The sequence below is a fragment of the Desulfobacterales bacterium genome (genome assembly GCA_029211065.1).
GTDB lineage: Bacteria > Desulfobacterota > Desulfobacteria > Desulfobacterales > JARGFK01 > JARGFK01.
This window is the reverse complement of sequence record JARGFK010000101.1, coordinates 1-17461: the sequence shown is the minus strand read 5'-3', so window position 1 is coordinate 17461 and position 17461 is coordinate 1. Positions and strand designations below refer to the sequence as shown.

At 49.5% G+C, this 17461-nt stretch carries 24 protein-coding genes; 1 reads left to right on the top strand and 23 read right to left on the bottom strand.

Annotation, left to right across the window (positions count from 1 at the left end):
• Positions 1 to 129: 129 nt before the first annotated feature.
• The 13 genes from P1P89_18090 to P1P89_18030 form a co-directional block, all read right to left on the bottom strand.
• Positions 130 to 660, bottom strand: coding sequence for a gamma carbonic anhydrase family protein (locus P1P89_18090; GenBank protein ID MDF1593428.1), 531 nt, complete (start codon positions 658 to 660; stop codon positions 130 to 132).
• A 222-nt stretch (positions 661 to 882) separates the two neighbouring features.
• Positions 883 to 1386: a response regulator gene (locus tag P1P89_18085; GenBank protein MDF1593427.1), complete on the bottom strand. Its 504-nt coding sequence runs from the start codon at positions 1384 to 1386 to the stop codon at positions 883 to 885.
• Positions 1383 to 2078: a TVP38/TMEM64 family protein gene (locus P1P89_18080; GenBank protein MDF1593426.1), complete on the bottom strand. Its 696-nt coding sequence runs from the start codon at positions 2076 to 2078 to the stop codon at positions 1383 to 1385. Before P1P89_18080 ends, P1P89_18085 begins: the two co-directional genes overlap by 4 nt.
• Before the next feature lie 32 nt (positions 2079 to 2110).
• The gene (locus P1P89_18075) at positions 2111 to 2446 is read right to left on the bottom strand and encodes a PilZ domain-containing protein (protein MDF1593425.1); all 336 of its coding nucleotides are present in this window, start codon (positions 2444 to 2446) and stop codon (positions 2111 to 2113) included.
• 121 nt (positions 2447 to 2567) lie between these two features.
• A complete protein-coding gene (locus P1P89_18070; GenBank protein MDF1593424.1) occupies positions 2568 to 3782 on the bottom strand; it encodes an anion transporter in 1215 nt (404 codons plus the stop codon).
• Positions 3779 to 4525: a shikimate kinase gene (locus P1P89_18065; GenBank protein MDF1593423.1), complete on the bottom strand. Its 747-nt coding sequence runs from the start codon at positions 4523 to 4525 to the stop codon at positions 3779 to 3781. Before P1P89_18065 ends, P1P89_18070 begins: the two co-directional genes overlap by 4 nt.
• Before the next feature lie 229 nt (positions 4526 to 4754).
• A complete protein-coding gene (locus tag P1P89_18060) occupies positions 4755 to 5078 on the bottom strand; it encodes a hypothetical protein (protein MDF1593422.1) in 324 nt (107 codons plus the stop codon).
• Positions 5079 to 5095: 17 nt separating this feature from the next.
• Entirely contained in the window at positions 5096 to 5830 is a 735-nt protein-coding gene (gene mtgA, locus P1P89_18055; protein ID MDF1593421.1) for a monofunctional biosynthetic peptidoglycan transglycosylase, read from the bottom strand.
• Between the two features lie 22 nt (positions 5831 to 5852).
• Positions 5853 to 6056, bottom strand: a complete 204-nt coding sequence (locus P1P89_18050) for an aspartate/glutamate racemase family protein (protein ID MDF1593420.1) — start codon at positions 6054 to 6056, stop codon at positions 5853 to 5855.
• Between the two features lie 76 nt (positions 6057 to 6132).
• The gene (locus tag P1P89_18045) at positions 6133 to 7101 is read right to left on the bottom strand and encodes a homocysteine S-methyltransferase family protein (GenBank protein ID MDF1593419.1); all 969 of its coding nucleotides are present in this window, start codon (positions 7099 to 7101) and stop codon (positions 6133 to 6135) included.
• 207 nt (positions 7102 to 7308) lie between these two features.
• Positions 7309 to 7845 carry a cysteine peptidase family C39 domain-containing protein gene (locus tag P1P89_18040; GenBank protein MDF1593418.1) on the bottom strand — a complete coding sequence of 179 codons (537 nt, stop codon included), beginning with the start codon at positions 7843 to 7845 and terminating at the stop codon, positions 7309 to 7311.
• Positions 7802 to 8644 (bottom strand): N-formylglutamate amidohydrolase, encoded by an 843-nt coding sequence (locus P1P89_18035; protein MDF1593417.1) that lies wholly within the window; start codon positions 8642 to 8644, stop codon positions 7802 to 7804. The genes P1P89_18040 and P1P89_18035 overlap by 44 nt, the downstream gene beginning before the upstream one ends.
• A gap of 44 nt (positions 8645 to 8688) precedes the next feature.
• Positions 8689 to 9105, bottom strand: a complete 417-nt coding sequence (locus P1P89_18030; protein ID MDF1593416.1) for a DUF3617 family protein — start codon at positions 9103 to 9105, stop codon at positions 8689 to 8691.
• Between the two features lie 339 nt (positions 9106 to 9444).
• Between P1P89_18030 and P1P89_18025 the strand changes: the two genes are divergently transcribed.
• On the top strand, positions 9445 to 10242 hold the full coding sequence (locus tag P1P89_18025; protein MDF1593415.1) for an alpha/beta fold hydrolase: 798 nt from the start codon (positions 9445 to 9447) through the stop codon (positions 10240 to 10242).
• A gap of 38 nt (positions 10243 to 10280) precedes the next feature.
• Here P1P89_18025 and P1P89_18020 read toward each other — a convergent pair whose 3' ends face one another.
• The 10 genes from P1P89_18020 to P1P89_17975 form a co-directional block, all read right to left on the bottom strand.
• Positions 10281 to 10865, bottom strand: a complete 585-nt coding sequence (locus P1P89_18020; GenBank protein MDF1593414.1) for a hypothetical protein — start codon at positions 10863 to 10865, stop codon at positions 10281 to 10283.
• Between the two features lie 158 nt (positions 10866 to 11023).
• Positions 11024 to 12532 carry an aldehyde ferredoxin oxidoreductase C-terminal domain-containing protein gene (locus tag P1P89_18015; protein MDF1593413.1) on the bottom strand — a complete coding sequence of 503 codons (1509 nt, stop codon included), beginning with the start codon at positions 12530 to 12532 and terminating at the stop codon, positions 11024 to 11026.
• Positions 12430 to 12699 carry an aldehyde ferredoxin oxidoreductase N-terminal domain-containing protein gene (locus P1P89_18010; protein MDF1593412.1) on the bottom strand — a complete coding sequence of 90 codons (270 nt, stop codon included), beginning with the start codon at positions 12697 to 12699 and terminating at the stop codon, positions 12430 to 12432. The genes P1P89_18015 and P1P89_18010 overlap by 103 nt, the downstream gene beginning before the upstream one ends.
• 21 nt (positions 12700 to 12720) lie before the next feature.
• Complete coding sequence (locus P1P89_18005; protein ID MDF1593411.1) at positions 12721 to 12879, bottom strand: hypothetical protein; 159 nt, start codon at positions 12877 to 12879, stop codon at positions 12721 to 12723.
• Positions 12876 to 13487: a zinc-ribbon domain-containing protein gene (locus P1P89_18000; protein ID MDF1593410.1), complete on the bottom strand. Its 612-nt coding sequence runs from the start codon at positions 13485 to 13487 to the stop codon at positions 12876 to 12878. Before P1P89_18000 ends, P1P89_18005 begins: the two co-directional genes overlap by 4 nt.
• A gap of 468 nt (positions 13488 to 13955) precedes the next feature.
• On the bottom strand, positions 13956 to 14297 hold the full coding sequence (locus tag P1P89_17995; protein ID MDF1593409.1) for a hypothetical protein: 342 nt from the start codon (positions 14295 to 14297) through the stop codon (positions 13956 to 13958).
• A 593-nt stretch (positions 14298 to 14890) separates the two neighbouring features.
• On the bottom strand, positions 14891 to 15301 hold the full coding sequence (locus P1P89_17990; GenBank protein ID MDF1593408.1) for an SEC-C metal-binding domain-containing protein: 411 nt from the start codon (positions 15299 to 15301) through the stop codon (positions 14891 to 14893).
• Between the two features lie 34 nt (positions 15302 to 15335).
• The gene (locus P1P89_17985; protein ID MDF1593407.1) at positions 15336 to 15638 is read right to left on the bottom strand and encodes an SEC-C metal-binding domain-containing protein; all 303 of its coding nucleotides are present in this window, start codon (positions 15636 to 15638) and stop codon (positions 15336 to 15338) included.
• Positions 15639 to 15711: 73 nt separating this feature from the next.
• Complete coding sequence (locus tag P1P89_17980) at positions 15712 to 15924, bottom strand: hypothetical protein (protein MDF1593406.1); 213 nt, start codon at positions 15922 to 15924, stop codon at positions 15712 to 15714.
• Positions 15925 to 16096: 172 nt separating this feature from the next.
• Positions 16097 to 17239 carry an IS630 family transposase gene (locus P1P89_17975; GenBank protein ID MDF1593405.1) on the bottom strand — a complete coding sequence of 381 codons (1143 nt, stop codon included), beginning with the start codon at positions 17237 to 17239 and terminating at the stop codon, positions 16097 to 16099.
• Positions 17240 to 17461: the final 222 nt, after the last annotated feature.

The window sequence follows — 17461 nt, the reverse complement described above, 5'->3', positions numbered from 1 at the left end:
CCATAGAATCACACACGCGAAAACAACGAATGCGGGGACGGCAGAATGGCTAAACAAAATTTACGAAGTCAAATTAAAAAGAGAATCAAAAATAAACAGGAAGAAAATCGGCTCCCGTTGCATCTATGTTTAGAGAGATTTTCTTTCATAATCGCGGTATTTCCGGGCGACCGCCCAATAGTTTTCGGGATGACTGCGCAAGCCCGATTTTTCTTCCTTTGACAGTGGGCGGATGACTTTTCCCGGCACGCCGGCAAAAAGCACACCCGACGGAACGGTTTCGCCGGCGCGGACCAGGGCGCCTGCGGCAACTATGGATTGGGATTCAACCGTTGCGCCGTTAAGTACGACGGCGCCGATGCCGATGAGTGTTTCGGTTTTGATGATACACCCATGCAGGGTCACATTGTGACCGACCGAGACGTAGTCTTCGACAGCGGTGAAATGATCATCGGCGTGCCCGACATGTACAACAGCACTGTCCTGAACATTTACATAGTTACCAATGCGAATGGTATTGATGTCTCCGCGCAGGACGGTTTTAAACCAGATGCTGGAGTTGCTGCCGATATGAACATCACCGATGAGGTCGGCATCCCCGGCTATCCAGGCGCTTTCGTGAATGACCGGTGTTTTTCCGTCGAATGCAATTATTGTCATGAAAAGCCTTTCTCTATAGAAGTTTCGAAATTACTAATGCGTGAGTTTTTCGCGGTCCGAATTGCGGTCGTTGCCGGCGGCCGCCTGATGTCTATTCAATTATGTACTCCTTAATAAATGCGGTATATGTGAAGGATATGTGGCACACATATTTTTATTCGCCTTCGCCTGAATACCCTGCTGCTTGTCGAAGATCCCGGTTTATCGGGGCTGCGGGGAGCTTTATTGTCCGTTAGCATCGGGCGCCCCCCTGCGGGTAGCGTCTAAAATCCGTGCGATCAGCTCATCACATTCCCGCTTTGAAATATAGGGTTTTGTCCGGACTTTTCGTATCTGCATTTCATGGTGCCGTTTTCTCCGGACAGCCGATCTGATTTTAACAATCAGGCTATCCAGTTCATAGGGCTTTATGAGATAATCAAACGCCCCTTGTTTTAAGGCGGCGACGGCGGATGCAACCGTGGCATGGCCGGTCAGGAGGATCACTTCAATCAGCGGCCATCTGTTTTTAATCCTTTGAATGGTCTCTATACCGTTCATTCCCGGCATTTTAAGGTCGAGAATAATCACATCCGGATCGTGGTTCCCCTCCAGGCGGATGAGAGCCTCCTCACCGCTGTTGACACAGGCGGCATCAAAGCTTCTTCTGCGAAGCCGTTGCGCCAGGATTTCAATAAATGCCGACTCATCATCAACCAGGAGCAGCCTTGCCTGGGGTATATTCATTGGACGGTCTTGTTTTCTGAAAGCTTTCCAAAACGGCCGAGCCCATAAATTGCCGCGCCCATAAACACCAGCACCAGCACCCATCCCCACAAGGGCAGGATGTTGATGCTGTTTCCCATCGCCACTATCAATACCGTCATCGGAAGAATGCCTATTGCGGTCGTCCAGGTAAAGGTCCACCAGGAAATCCGGGTCAACCCGGCTGCATAGTTTATCAGATTGAAGGCTATCAATGGAATCAGCCGGCTGAGCAGCAGCGGAACATTGCCCCGGTTCTTTGTCCAATTGTCGATCTTGTCCAGTTTTTTCTCGTCAACGATCCGTTTGACAAAAGGCCGGCCCAGGAGACGCGCTAGGCCGAAACTGGCATAGGCGCCCAGCATGGCGCCCATCCAGGTGACGGCTGTTCCCCAAAAGGGTCCGTAAACCATGCCGTTGGCCATGGCCAGGAGTTCCGCCGGAAAAGGGACGAATGAATGCAGAATCATCAGCCCCACAGAAGCAACCACCCCCCATCCCCCCAGAGACCGGATAAATTCGGCGATGCCGGAACGGGTCAGATGAAAAGAGGGGAAAAACGCCTCGATCAGGGGGCATATATTTATACAGGATAGGGCGAGGGCGCCTGCCGCCAGAACAATGAGCAGTGCAATCAGCCGCCAGCGGGTTTTTTTATGATGATTCGACATCATTGGTCCAAAGAAGGAATCCGTTCTCCCGTTCGTCATTGGATCGGATCGGTGCATTCTTTTTTGAACTGGACAAGCAATGGAAAATCTTCCCGGTTGAACACAAACCGGATGCCGCAGACCGTGCCGTTGGCACTTACGGAGATGTGTGAAACAATCCCCGCCAGGTTGACGGTTCCGCTTTGCAAAGGGATCGGTATTTTCTCTAAGCGTTCACCGATAAAAAACTGGGGGCCATCCTTTTCCAGAACAATACCGATGCCTTCATTGCTGATGTCATTGAGTTGGAACGGATGGTCTTTGAGGGTGATACTCACCGGTTTTAAGGCATACGTCCGATCGTTACTGCGTTTGTTGCGTGCGTCAGCCATCTTACCCTTCCTTTGGTTAGAAGTCATTTCAAAACCCCATCTGAGGCCTGATAGCTGCGTTGTCCCGCATAAAAGCGGGACGCCTTGCTCTCAGACCTGATCCGAGGTTTTGAAATGACTTCTATATATACATCCAGATAATCAAAACCCCCAATGACACCAGCGTCACCGGTAGGCCCACTGCAGCATGCTGCCGGAATGTAATTTTGATTCCATGGATCGCAGCCTGCTCGATAACGATCAGATTGGCGATACTGCCGATGATGATCAGATTGCCGGCAAACGTGCTGGAAACGGCCAGGGTAAACCACTGTGCCGGATTGGCAGCATCCAGAAAGCGGACCAGCAGCATGGTTGCCGGGACATTGCTGAATACATTGCTCAACACGGTCGATATGCCCGTCAGCATCAGGAGGTTGTGCAGATCAATTCCCATCTCAGCCAAATATGTTACCACCAGATGGGGGTAGTTGCCCAACGAAATTGCATGGATCACAACAAATAATGCGCAAAACAGGGTGATCAAGTGCCAGTCCACCAGGCCGAGGATATCTCGGGTTTTCATCCTGCGGCTGCACAGCAGTATCCCGGCGATTCCCACAGCCGAAATCTCCCTCGGCACCGGCGTAAAAAACAGAACCATCAGAATACCGGTAACCGTTATTCCCTTGATGGTCTGCCAGCGATTAAAGGCCGGCATCTTTTCAGGTGGTTCAGCCGCCTGGAAGCTACCCTGACGATGGAATTTTTTCCGGTAGATCAGCAAAATCACCAGATAGCTGCCCATCAGGGCAATGACCGCCGGCGGTCCGCACCATAAAAGGAATTCGGCAAAATCGAGTTTGCCGACCTGCCCGATGAGCATGTTCTGGGGGTTTCCGATGATGGTGGCAGCCGAGCCGATGTTGCTCGAAACGGCCAGTCCGATCAAAAACGGCAGCGGGTTCAGGTTGGCATGTAAAACTGATATCGCCAGGACCGGTGTGAAAGCAAAGCAGACGATATCATTTGCCAGGATAGACGATAACAAAGCGCTCATGACCATGCTCGTCAACAGGAACCACCGCGGGCGGCGCAGCAGGAATATGATACGGGATGCCGCCCAGGTATAAAACCCCCCAAGCCGGAGCTGGGCAGATACCACCATCAGGGCATACAGTAATAGAATCGTCGGCAGATCGATGGACTGAACAGCCTCTGTTGGCGTAACAACCCCGAAAACGACCATCGCAATTGCACCCAAAAGGGCGATGCCGACCCGGTCGATGACCAGCCCCGGGATCCTCCCCAGGGCGACGCCGATATAGGTAACGGTAAATATGGCAAGAGCGGTCATTGATTCAGCACACCGGTTTCACTTATAACCCTCCGACAGACCGCCTCTTGATTCAGTCTATTACAGTCGACAACAACATCCGCATAGGTTGTATACAGATCATAGCGTTCCTTGAATAAATCGGCAAGGCTTTGCTCCGGACGTTTGGCGAGTCCGCGCGTGCTGAAATTATCAATTCGGGATTCAAGTGTGGGCAGGTCGACATTCAGAAAAATGATCATACCGTTTTTTTTCAGGTGCAGCATGGCGTCGTGACTGTAGGCGGCGCTTCCGCCGGTGGCGATCACATAATTGCGATAGTTTAAACCCAGGAGTATGCCTTCCTCAATTTCTCGCAGCGTCATATACCCGGATTGGTCAACGATATCCTGCAGCGGTCGTCCCTGGTCGATTTGAATAAGCAGATCGGTATCAACAAAATCCCGCGAGGTCAGCTTTGCCAGGATGATGCCGACCGTGCTCTTGCCGGATCCCGGCATCCCGATTAAAACAATATTGGATTTATCTTGAATAGGCATAGAAACCCTCAACAACAATTCAGAGATAGAGAGCGTATCGATAAAATCCCCCTGCCGGATGAAGAAAAATGTTGCCAGGACGGCTATTCTTCTTTCCCACAAATTTCCGGATTTGGCAAGAATATATAAAGGTTTCCTGCTCTTATCGGCAAGAAAGGCGCCGACGATGTGCGGGGCGGAGGTGTCCACCATGTCCCAGTTGTTGATGAAGGGGGTATGGTCCAAGTAAATCGGCCGCTTTATTTAATGCGCTTTTGATTGCTTCCAGGGACATGTCTATCCGAACCTTTAAATTCAGTATACATTATTTTCAAATCCGGCTGAAATCGCTTTACGATGGGCAATATCTCAGTTTCACTTTGGGGCAGGGATGATGCAAATTTCTTGGCTTGAAGCAGCCATTTTTTTAAATCAGCATCCGACCGAAACCCCGTCATTTTAAGAATGCATGGTTTTATTTTTCAATGGGCCGAACTGCTTTTATGCAAAGGGAACCCGAAAACTCCCTGAGAAGAGGGGTTTTCTCCAATACCCTTCCCAGCAGGGATACCGTACCTATCAGGGGCTCAGGAATCGATGGATGCAACCAGTCAAAAGGAACAATTTTGATATCCCGGAAGTCTGCTTTCAATAAACTCTGTTGGAAGTTCCATCTGACGAGTGCCGTTTCATCTGGAGATACGTATGGGAAAAATTTCCGAAATTTACGTTCAAAGAAAACTTGCGGATTCAACATATTAGGTTCGGCAAAGCTGATAACACCGCCGGGTTTCAGCATTTAATAACCAAGTGATTTTAAATGTTTCTCAAATACCCGATACCCCCCAGTTGCGCCATCTGTTCTTCGATCCAGCCGGCGCGTTCGATGACATACGGTGATGGGTCCGACACCTTGAGTTTTCGCGGGCTTGGCAGCACCGCCGCCAGGATGGCTGACTCCCATCGGGTCAACCGGGAAGGGGGCTTTAAATAGAAGGTTTCCGCAGCCGCCCGAACCCCATATATGCCGTCGCCGAATTCCGCGATATTCAGATATACTTCCAGAATCCGGTTTTTAGACCACAGCAGCTCCAGCAGGACCGTAAAGTATGCCTCCAGACCTTTTCGCACAAAACTGCGTCCGGACCACAGGAACATGTTTTTCGCAACCTGTTGGGTAATGGTGCTGGCGCCCCGCAGGCGTCCGCCCTTCAGGTTGTTTCCCACGGCATCCGATATGGCAGCAATATCGAAGCCCCAGTGATGGGGAAATTTCTGGTCTTCGGATGCAATCACCGCCAGCGGAACATAAGGTGACATTTTGTCCAAATCAATCCAGCGGTATTTTAGAGCAGCCGACGGCTTATTATGTAAAAAGTTTTTAAAATGCCTTTTCAGCATAAATGCGCTGGTGGGCGGCGAGACCCAGCGAAAACAAAGCACCATTAGTACGGACAGGATAACGGCGGTGAGAATGAGACGCCCCATAAAAACGAGCAGTTTCGTTGTTTTTTTCCTGCTGCGACTGTTCTTTTTTCTATACCTTATCATGTTTTTTATAGCACTGCAGGAATCATTTGGTTTGAATACAGTATCTGATAATGCTTTCGCAGTGAATCGCGGTTGTGTTTAAAAAAGGAATGCCGTATTTGCTCTCGGTCAGGATTAAAGGCAATTCGGTACATCCCAGAATCACTGAATCAATGTTATCCTCATCCAGCATTCTTTTGACAATGGTCAGCAGCTCGTTTCGGGTCGAATCCTTAAAGATTCCCAATTCAATCGAGAATTCCTATTTTTTTCATAATATTTCAGCTCCTTTAAGCATAATTATCCATCGGGGCAGGGTTGGGTCAATCTGAAAGCATGTCGCTTTTGGCTGCTGCCAGCCGTGCCGCCAGAGCGCGGATATGGCGATCGTCGGTTCCGCAGCAGCCCCCCAGTATCTTCAAGCCGAGTTCCTGATGGAGCCCGGCAAGGGCATACCCGAAAGTTTCAGGCGCTTCCGCCATCAGCGCGGCGCTGTTTTCCAGTTCTTCGGGGTTGAGTGCCGCTGTATTGGCCATCAGGCCGATAATCCGCTGCCGGACAACGGATGAAGAGTTAACATCGTGCAGCAGGGCGCTTCTAAATATGGAGGCATGGGTGCAGTTGACCAGATAGGCCAGTGGTTGCGGATCGACCGCGTCGTCGATTGCGGAAACTGCCGTTTTCAGGGGCGTTCCATCCAGGAGTGTGCCATCAGGGCGCACGATAAAACTCACGAGGTACGGTTTTCCGGCGGCGGCCAGGGCCGCTGCAAGTCCGGTGGCTTCGCTGAGAGCCGGCAACGTGGCGGCCAGAAGAAAATCAACCCCGGCTTGGGACAGCTTTATGGCCTGCCAGGAATGAAATTCCTTCGCCGTAGAAACCCCCAAGGCTTCAGCCGGCCGGTAGGCATCGCCGCGGCAGCTCAGGAGTCCGCCGATAACGACATTTCGGGCATATGTTCCGTAGCTGCTACGCAGGGCGTCCAGGAAACGGTAATTGTCTGCGTTTACGTCGCGATGGGCATAACCGGCCGCCGTGATCCGTTCCTGGCTGGACCGCCAGGTGGGCGTTGAAAGCAGGAGCGGCAAGTTGTACTGGGAGCCGATATCCAGATACTGGCGATAAATGATTTCAATGGCTTTTCGCTGAACATCCTCATAGATAAATGCCGAATTGACGATATGGGGATCGAGTTCAAAGCTGCTGCTGCGACGCAGGCGTTCGATGACAGCCCCCTCGGCAAGGATGCAGGGAGATTGTTTGAGAAATTCCGGAAACGGGGTTGAGATCATTTTTTGATAAATCCTCTGAATATGAAAACCTAATTATAACAATCAGCCATATAATAGAAACCTTTGAAAAATGCTCAATTTCGTTCAAGGTCAAGAAAGGCGATCCCGCATTGGCGGGATTAACCGCAGGAATAATTGTGTATTTCGAGGACTTGATGCGCGGCTTCAACGCCGATATGGGGCAAAAAGACTTTTTTAAGATACGTTCTAATCCATATGGACCGGCGTCCTCTTTATAGGCTCCTTTCCCAGCAGGACCATGCCGAATCGTTCGTATTTCTTGTTTCGGGTCGGATCCAGGTCGTGCCAGCGGGCCCGAAACTCATACTCCCTGAGCCATGTTCTGCGAAACGATGCAGGATCCTCGAAAATCATGACCCCTTTTTCGTGGCCGATTAAAACAGCGTAATGCCCTTCGTCGTTTTCGTTGCGCCAGTCGTGCAGGGTCATGTATCTTTCCGCCCATGCCTGCAGCAGCACGATCACCGGATTCCCCCGGTCAATGGATTGCTTCACCTCCCGGATTGACCAGTTTTGTTTTGCTTCCACGCGGAATCCCTTGGACTCGGCAACGGATATCATTTTGTCCACGCGGGTGCCGTCCTTCCCCGTTCCCAGCTCCTTAATCAGTTCATCCTCGCGAATATCGATTCCATAATATGCCATGACAATCTGCAGGGATTTGACGCCGCAGTCATAATCAAAGGTCTGTCTGCCGATATGCAGGTTGATCAAGTTCACCATCTTCTTTGGCTCCTCGGACCATGAAATAGTCCGCATGAATGGATTCCGCAAAGGCCCGGCGCAGCCGGTTGATGGCTGCGACGTTCGGCGTCCGGTCAGGGTTCTTATAGAGACTTTCGTTGGTTTCCTGAATGATTGCCGGAACCCGCCGGCCGGTCCGGCCCATGGCGTTTACGGAGTGTTCGGCGCATACATGGCCGTAAACGGTATAGTATTCGGAACTGTTTATGGTGATTTTGACTTCTGGCAGCCGTTTGCGAAGTTCCGCTGCATACGTTTCGATGTAGACGTCCGGGGAGTAATACAGGGGCGTTTCGTCCAGGTCGGAATCCTGGAAATTCATGAGATCGATCTGGTTGTCCGCGATCCCCCGTGCGGTGACCGTAGAATGCCCATCCAAAAGAAACGCCGCACCGGATTCGATGGCCTCTGAAATTGAACTGTGAAAGGTCGCCCGATATCTCCGGGAGAGTGTTTTGCGCAGGGCGTCGTCCGGTTCCATCTGTGCCTTATAGACGCATTCACCGCGCACATCTTTCAATGGCACGCTGTCGTTCAGGATATCAGGATGCCGGTTGGCTTCGAGGATGAGGCTGCAAAAGGGAAAGACAATATGCCTGTTTTCCAGCAGATCCCGGAAGTCGTAAAGCCAGTTGGTGTACCAGGCCACATTTCGGACCATTTCAGGGAATCTTTCCGAAAGACTCCCCATGGGGATTTCAGCAGGAATCACAATGCCGCTGTGGGGAATAACAACGATTAGTTCTTTAAGATTCAACTTGTTTGCGTCTGTCTTCATTGGTTTTAAAACTACTCCCATCTACAGCCCGATAGCTTCTATCGTTAATCACACTTGCCGATACGTCTGCCTTTAACCACGGTTATGACGGTCATGCTGCCGGCTTCCGGTCCCATGCTCATTTTCGTGGTACCTTCAAAGGAGTCCCCCTTGTAGGTCATTTCACCGGTCATCTTGGCATCCATGCCTTGCTGGGGACAATTTACGGTGTACGTGACCGTATTGCCTTTGGTCCTCATGTTCGCCATCTTGCATCCCTGGGCGTCGGGGGAGGAATCGGGCACCGGGTTTTTTTCATTTAAGCATTGAACCATGGTTTGCGGCGGCATCCCGCCGGGAATTCCCGGCATTTCCATTTTGACGGTAATTTCATACTTGCCCGGTTTAAAGTCCAATCCCCAGGCGGGCGGCATGGCCAACAATATACACAAAACTGAAATTGTGCAGGCTTTTATTAACATAATTTTGAACTCCTTTCAAAGGCTCGATAAATGATCCGGAAGGGTATGAGGAAAATTTCGCGGCCGCAATGAATCCGGCCGTCAGAATTTTCATGAAACTCCTAACTCACTTAAATATGGATGAATATACTCCGTGGACCTGTCAACCGTCAAGATACAAGTTGATTCCTGAAACGCTGCAATGGCTGTCGTTTTCGTACACTTGACAATTAAGCCAGTCCATCATAAGAATTTTTAAAAATAAAGTTATATTAATACCAATCAGTTATGTTGCGCAGACGGGTCATCTGCAGAAAAAATCCACCGACCGAAAATTCAGTCCAAAGGAGGATAAAAGGCATGCTCTTATCGACTGATGGACGCAATCTTTACTACGATCTCGTGGGACCGGCGTCGGGTCCAGTGGTGTGTTTTACGCATTCTCTGGCAGCCGACAGCGGCATGTGGGCCGAACAGGTTCCGGCGCTGGTTGGGGCGGGGTTTCGCGTCCTGCGCCTCGACATGCGCGGTCATGGCGGAATTGATGCCGTGCCGGGCGAATATACGATGGAAGAACTGGCCGATGATGTTGCGGCTGTCATTGCATCGCTGGAGATCGGGCAGGTTCACTATGTCGGGTTGTCCATCGGGGGAATGTTTGGCCAGGCCTTTACCCTCGGACACGCCGATCGGATCAGGTCGCTCGTGCTGTGTGACACACACCCGGCATCTGCCCCGAATGCCAAAGAACTGTGGGCGCCGAGGATTGCCGCGGTAAAGCAGGCAAACTCGCTTTTGCCGATTGCGGACGCCACCATGGAGAGGTGGCTTACCCAACAGTACAAAAAGGCGAACCCCGGCCGCTGGAAACAGATCCGGGATACCGTCGCAGCCACCACACCCCAGGGCTATTGCGGATGCGTGGCCGCCATTCAGAATTTCGATTTCAGGGCGCAGCTCCCTTCCATTAAGTCCCCGGCGCTTGTTGTGTGCGGCGCCGATGATCCGGGTGCGCCGCCCGAAGAAAGCAGGCAAATCGCCGGCCTGCTCCCGAACGCACGCTATGAGGAAATCGCGGATGCACGCCACTTGCCGAATGTCGAACATCCCGGCGTCTTCAATCGCCTTCTGAGGGACTGGCTGAAATCTCGCCGGTAAGGAAGATCCGGTCGGGTGAATTGGAAAGCATACGGTGCTTATCTCCCGATCCGTCCAATATTGTTCTTCGGTCGCCTCTTCGGCAGGAGATAGAACAACGCGATGAGAAGCACGACGGTTACGGGCTGGTAGTCTGTCCTGAACAGCGCCCAGGCAATCAACGTTAAAAACGGCAAGGCAATGGTCAGGATGTGAATACGGAGAATCTCATTCGACCGGAAGGGGAGGAGGATGCGATTCCAGGTTTTGGTTTGAACAAAATCATCTGCATTCGCGATCAGGGCTCCGAGGATCATGGGCCAGAAGTTCCTGGCAAGGTAGGTAACTGGCGTAAAGAAATCCGAGTTGATGAAACCGTTTCTTCCGAAAAGGGAATGGGGCTCCATTTCGGCGAAAACCGAGAGAAAAAGACCGTAAAAACCAAAAAGGTAGCTGTAGCCGTAAAGTGCGAGCCATCCGATGAGCGCCGTGGCCAGGACGATTCCAATTATAAAGTTGATGGGAGAGACACGCTGGAGGAAAGGCAGGAAAACCTCGTAGGTCTTTTTTTCTTTTCCGGCGGTGAGGAGAATTTGAAGTGCGGCTGTGATGACGCATGCCCATGAATACGCAAGCCCTGCCAACCAGGTGCTCCAACAGAATTCCGGAAGCGATTACTTTTCAGTAACGGAAAAAAATGAGGTCAGGCCAAAACCAATCAGACCGGACAGAAGAGAAAATGATTTCATCGCCGACTATTACCGCTATAAATTTAGGGACCGTCGATAGGACTTCAACTCCGTCAGCCATTCAGAAAATCGGACAAACCCAGCCTTTTCAGGGTTTCCGGTAAAGGTGCACCGGTGGCAGGATCCCAGCCCATCAGGGTGTAATAGTTTTTCACCATCAACCCCCATTTTTCCATTACGTTTTTACCCTTATTGGGTCCGTCGACCGGAACGGAGCCATACCGGGCGGAGGGCTGTTCATCTTTAACGTCCATTCCATGGCTCAGGTTAAAGACCCGCAACAGATTGACGATGCGCCGGCCCAGGGTAAAGGCATCTTCAAGGTTCCAGTTCCAGCCGGTGGCTGCGTTGCAGGCTTCCAGCAGCACTTTTGGGTTTGAGCCCACAAACCGGCAGATACCGGTGCAATCGTAATAAAGACCGATGCCGTTATGCCTGGCGTTGAATGTTGAGACCTGTTCATGGGAAAAGTTGTCGGTGGGGGCTTCCAGATCAACCAGTTTGGGTTGAATCGGTCCGCATGTTGCTTCCAGTGTGCTGGTATTGGTCATGCAGGTGTCAAAGAGTTCAAACCATCTACCCCTGTGATCGTGGCCCCTGGGGGCGGAGCCTTTTTGGCCGTAGATGGCCCAGTCGGCGGCTTCACCGCCGATTTTCCGGGAAGCGCGCATAACCCCTTCCGCCAGCAGGTCGGCAAAGTCTCCCTCCCGTCGGGCGATCCGGTTCATCAACGTCTTGACGGAATCCACGTTGCCCCATGTCAGGTCAAGACCGTCGGTATCCTTTGTTGTAAAAACACCTTTTTCAAAACATTCCATGGCCCAACCGATAATCCAACCGGTTTCATTGGTGTCCATTCCCAAGGCGTCGACTTCATTGGACAGCATGACCACCGCTCCCAGATCGGTGTTTCCGATCTGCGGGCCCCAGGCCGCCAGCAGTTCATATTCCGGTTCCTCGCCCACAAACCCCTTGTAAGGGCCTTCCGTGACCGTCACTTCCTTGACGTGCGCCACGGCGCATTTATAGCAGGGCCGCGATTGGATCTTAAAATGGGTTCGCAGATACCGGCCGTTCATCGTTTCGTGTTCGGGGAAAATGTTGGTGGTGTAGTTTTTGACCGGCAGAGCGCCAATGTTGTGCGTATTTGAAAAACCACCGCCGGTACCCCATTTGTAGCGGGGGGTTGTTTTGGAGTGTTCAACCATTTCGGTTGATTTTATTTTCAATAGTTTCGGATCAAAGACACCAAAATTCGGTTTGGATTTGTACGCCACCACCGCCTTGAGATTCTTGGCGCCCATCACGGCGCCCAAGCCGTTGTGGGACGCTGAATGACCGCCGTCACCGACAATGCAGGCATGCCGTACCAAATGCTCGCCCGCAGGGCCGATCCCAAAGACACTGGCGCCGTATTTGTTGACCCCCAGTTCGGACTTTAACAGATTCTCAATTTGGGCTACGGTTTTTCCGGACAAATATTGATGGTTGCCGCCCCGGCAACACCGGTTCCGGCCAGGGGTCCGGTCGTCCAGATAAGCCGGTTCCTGGGATCCGACCATTCCACCCCCGGGGGAACCTCCTGATACAGATATTTGGCACCCAGACCGACGCCGCCTAACCATTTTTCAACCGTCGGCGCATCCAGGTCTTCGGTCCATGTTTTTAGTTCGGTCAGGTCGACCCGTAAAATTTTGCCCGCATATCCGATTTTGGTAATGTCCGTCATGAATTCCTCCTGTTAAGTTTTTTATGCAAGCATGTACCCCTTTTTGGCCATGTGAAATGTCAGGAGAGCATCCAGTCCGTTGTAAATGATAAGGATAAAAATGGCCACCCCGAGGCCGCCTTCTTCCACTGCAAAAATCGAAATCAGAATAATAATCCAGACAACGATAGAGCCGATCAATTCCAGGACGCCGAGAACGCGATGCCCCAGGTAGATATCCCCTGAAAGAGGTAATGGGTATGTTTTTTCAAGCGGTGATCAATGTTGATAAACAGGATGCGGGCGGTGGTACAGATGACGGCATAATGGTTGTACATCATGGTCAGAAAACCATTTCCCAGAAAGACCTCGACAGGGTAATTGGCCGTTCCCTTGGCAATGCGGACCACACTTTCATTGTCTTGCAGCATACGCGGAAGTATCCCGGAGACAGCCTTGATTATTTTCAACTTGAACTTGTTATTCCGGGATTTATACCCGCCTTTTTTGTTTTGGATAAAGATCTCGTTTAAGACGAATTTCTCGGGGGAAAGGGTTTGAAGTTCCGGATAGTCCGTGAAAATGGCTGCATCGGTCCCGGTGCGGGAAGCTTCAGGGACTTTGGCTGCGGCCGCCGCAACCGCCGGTGTTGGGGCAGGGGCGGGCCGGTCGGGTGGTGTTTTGGAAACCGATGATACCGCGATCTTTTTCCCGCATTTCTTGCAGGTCGCGGAGGCTGTTTTTCCGGCAGGTATTTTGTGGTCAGGGATCGTGTAGCTGGCATTACAGGTCGGGCAGACGATATTCATGATGTTCACCTCTATTATAATAAGGAATTGAACTCAGATTGCCGATTTTGTATGTGCAATGCATTACGTATGATGAGGCCATATTATCGAAAGCTGCCTGCTGAAACTCTTTATTTCGTAGGGATTTTATCATGTATATGACAATAACGCAATTCGTTCATCACCCCGGACGTTGAGTCGAAAGCTGGTTGGTCGGTCAAAACGCTTTCTAATTGCCGGGGAGCCGGACTTTGTTGAGATTGTGAAGCGGCAGATTTTGAGGGGAGATTACATTAAATAGCCTCGGACGAACAATGAAGCTCCCCGCAGCCCAGATAAACCGGGATCTTCGATAAGCTGCGGGGTATCAAAGCGGAATTGCGCAGTAGCTTTAACCCGCCTACGCTCAGTTGAACTTCGGCATGGTTCATCTCGACTTTCATCCCTGCTGCCCCGATAAACCGGGATCTTCGACAAGCGGCAGGGTATTCAGGCGAAGGCGAATAAACCAATGGTGATAAGAACACCGATGACATACAGACTGCCAAATATGAGCTTGTTGTGTCGAGCGAGCCACTCGGGCAGGTAAATATCAAAATTGTCGCGTCGATCGGTTGTGTACCTCGCAGCAACGCCGGTCAGGGGGCAATGTCCCCCAAAGACGGCTATGATTATGACTTCGATGAATACGATGCCAATCAGCCAGGACGCTATGATGTATTCGCCACACCAGGCAAAAAAAGGGATGGCAACCACACAGCCTGCGAGAAAAGTCCAGATAACGGAATGAACTACCTTTACGGCTATAATCTTTCTCGAAGATGTAATCATTCACTTTCCATATAATTGGGTACACTAAATCCGTATCGTTTCCTGGCCTCAAACAGCCACCGGAGCCATCGCTGACGATCCCTTGCAAGCTTTAAAAGAAACTCTTTTTTATGGCAGCGATGGGTGACATGCCAAACGTATCCCATAATATGATGTCGATTCGCCCTGGGCGTTTCATAAGTAATTAAGGGGTCAGGTCTCAACATTTGACAGAAAGAGCCTTTTTACAAACTTTTCGATAGTTTCCTGTCCAATTTAAGTTTCAGCGTAAACCGTTTATACGCTTATGTTGTCGCCGCATCTCAAATGCCGAATTACGCACCGTTTGTTCTTAGTTTTTCACCTGTGTGTTTACGCAAAGGGATGGCTTAATGTTTTTTGCTGCTATTAGGTTTTGTACAAATTCTGTTAATGTGAAATCAAAGCCAATATATTGATTATTGTAAAGTGTTGAGACCTGACCCCGATGTCTTTAACGAAAAATTAAGCGGCGGGCGGTAAGCTGCAACCAAATCTATGGGTCTTAAAAACGTCAATGACCAAAACTGCCGAAAATGGCGTGGCTTTAGCCCGTCCGACTTCAATGATTGGTTCTACAACTCAATGCTTTTTTGGCTCCTTACAACGCGAAAATCATTTACACTCTTGTATCCCTCGTGCCATAGAGACAGCGCGAGCTCTTGAGAGCTACCGCCAGAATCCACGATTGTTCGCGCCGCAGCCAAATGCCTCTCGGCCATCTCTGAGGCAGAAGCCTCTTCATCGAATATAGCATCGGGTTTAACAAGGCAGAGATGCTCAAACCACGAGTCTGGTCCCGTCTCCTTGTATCCCATAATTGATGGCATGTACCCGCCACGACCGCCATAGCTGCCAGACTCGTAACGAAAGCGCCCAGGTGGGAGGGAAGCCTCTTTCATTTGAGCCTCTTTTGCCTCACAGCAACGCTTATATTTTTTGCCACTACCACATGGACATGGAGAGTTTCTTCCTATTTTGGCCATGCCGATGTCCCCTGAATATGCCGTAATCTTTCCATTATTGCATGCAGCATTTCTTATACTTTAAACCGCTGCCGCAGGGACATGGCTCATTCCTACCGACCTTAGGCTTTTCATGCACAACGGTCATATTGCCAGAATTTCCCATACGAGGCTGAGATGTAAAGGCCTTCGGATTTAACAAATACTCAACCTCACACATGTCCTCAGGTTCATCAGGTTCAAATCCTCCAACAAATATCCAACCGTTTTTATCACAGAGTAGCGCAATTTGCTGTAGTCTTTTTTCAGTTTGAACCCGGAATCTTACCGGTCTTTTTTCAGTGCCTAATTTTGCCATAGAGTAATCTTTCTAATTTTTCTCCGAGCATAACGTTTTGAGTTCACTCTAATAGGGCGGCTCCGCCGGCCCATCATACCCGCACATCCCCAATCGAGGTGAGTTCACCAACGCAATTGGATCCCCGTAGCCGGGGGCTCTTGCCAACCCCATAGTTTTCAAATCCCAGCAAGTCCATCAGCCGATCAAAATCAATAATGCCTTTTCTTTTTCTGGGCCTCTGGATTTCATTATATCCGCAAAACTCCCATTGTTTGGGATGCTCTACCACGCCGGCACGAACCATTTTTCGTCGGTTCCCTTGATAGGCCAGTTTTAAGGGGGAAAGCGATGGATTAAGACTGGGTTAGAGACGTTTTTAAGGCATTTTATTTGCAATGTCAATTACATACCGTGACCCGGCCCCAGCCCCGCACCCAGCCCCGCCAGCCCCGAACCGCCTGGTTCGGCATCGCCGTTTATCTCCAATTTGGATCTTTACAGTTGTTACTCTCTTTAAAAATGGGTTTCACTATTTCTTCACCCCAAATCTTTTTTCCAGCTCGTTTGGGGTTTTCTATGAAAGCTTGATTCCTCTCTTCAAAATATAGATCGATTGCGAGTTTACAATCTTCAACCGATTGATAATCGCTATTATGGATAATGGCTTTTGCCATGCCACTGAAAACAGATTCGATGACATTTAAAAATTGTGCGTTAGATGGAAGAAAGGCCAAGTTCACAATAGGGTTATTGATTTTTTTTCTGTATTCTGGGTCGTTAACTTTCTTGACTTTCTCGTAAAGCATCTTTGATGCATGCCAAGAAGCAGCATCCCAGGAAAAAAATATACGTTCTTCTGTTGAATATTTTCCGAGAATAATTTCCAATAATTTAATCATTTCAGCTGTGTTTTTTTTCTCAGAATAGAAGTGCGTAACTTGATTTGTGGATAACTCAAGAGCTGCGGTGCATATGAGGCTTCCTTTGCATTTTTGTCTTTGAGGCACTGTCTTTATCTGGTCTTTGTAAGTGTGGCTTCTTCCTCCCTGAATTTTTATTGCAAATGGACCATACTCGTCTATGGAAAAGAATTTTTCTTCTTGGCGTAAATTTGAAAGTATCTTTGTGATTTTTCCTAATTTTGCGCGGTATTCAGGATCGGGACTTGTTAAAACTTTTCTTGCTTTTTTAAATGTATAGCCGTCTGACCGGACATATTCAGACACCGTGCTTCTCGATATGTTCTCACCATAAAACTTCCTATAGGCCTGTGCTAAGGTTTCTAAACTCCATGAAGTTCTATTTATTTTATGAAGAGACGGTGGTTCATGGATAAGTTTAATCAGCCGTTCTTTTTTTAACTTGATACCATCAACAAGTTGATTGCAAACTTTTCTTGACCTTCCTAAGTCAAGATATTCTATGCCATTATTCAAGTAAACCGATTGCCATTTTTTTATAGTTCTACAGGAGCGCTCAATTTTTCTGCTAATTTTTGTTATCTCAGCGCCCTTATGTAATTCTAATAATGCAACAGCCCTTTCCCATTTTCTTCTATTGCTTGACAGCCTCCATTCTTTCAGAACCTTAAGGTCTTTTTCTGAGATAGTTTTTATCACCCATTTATTGAATCTTCTTTTTTCATAATCGTTTTGTTTCCGCCAATTATTATAAAGAGAAACAAACTGAGAGTACTCATATCCAGGAGGATTAACTTGTTTGTATTCTTCCCATATATTTTTAAGTGCTATGGGCCCTTCTCTTAGGGCTTACGCAAAAATTAATTCACATTTTCACTGGAGCAATTGAGTAGTTCCAGTTAGGCCGTTGTGTGTAATGCT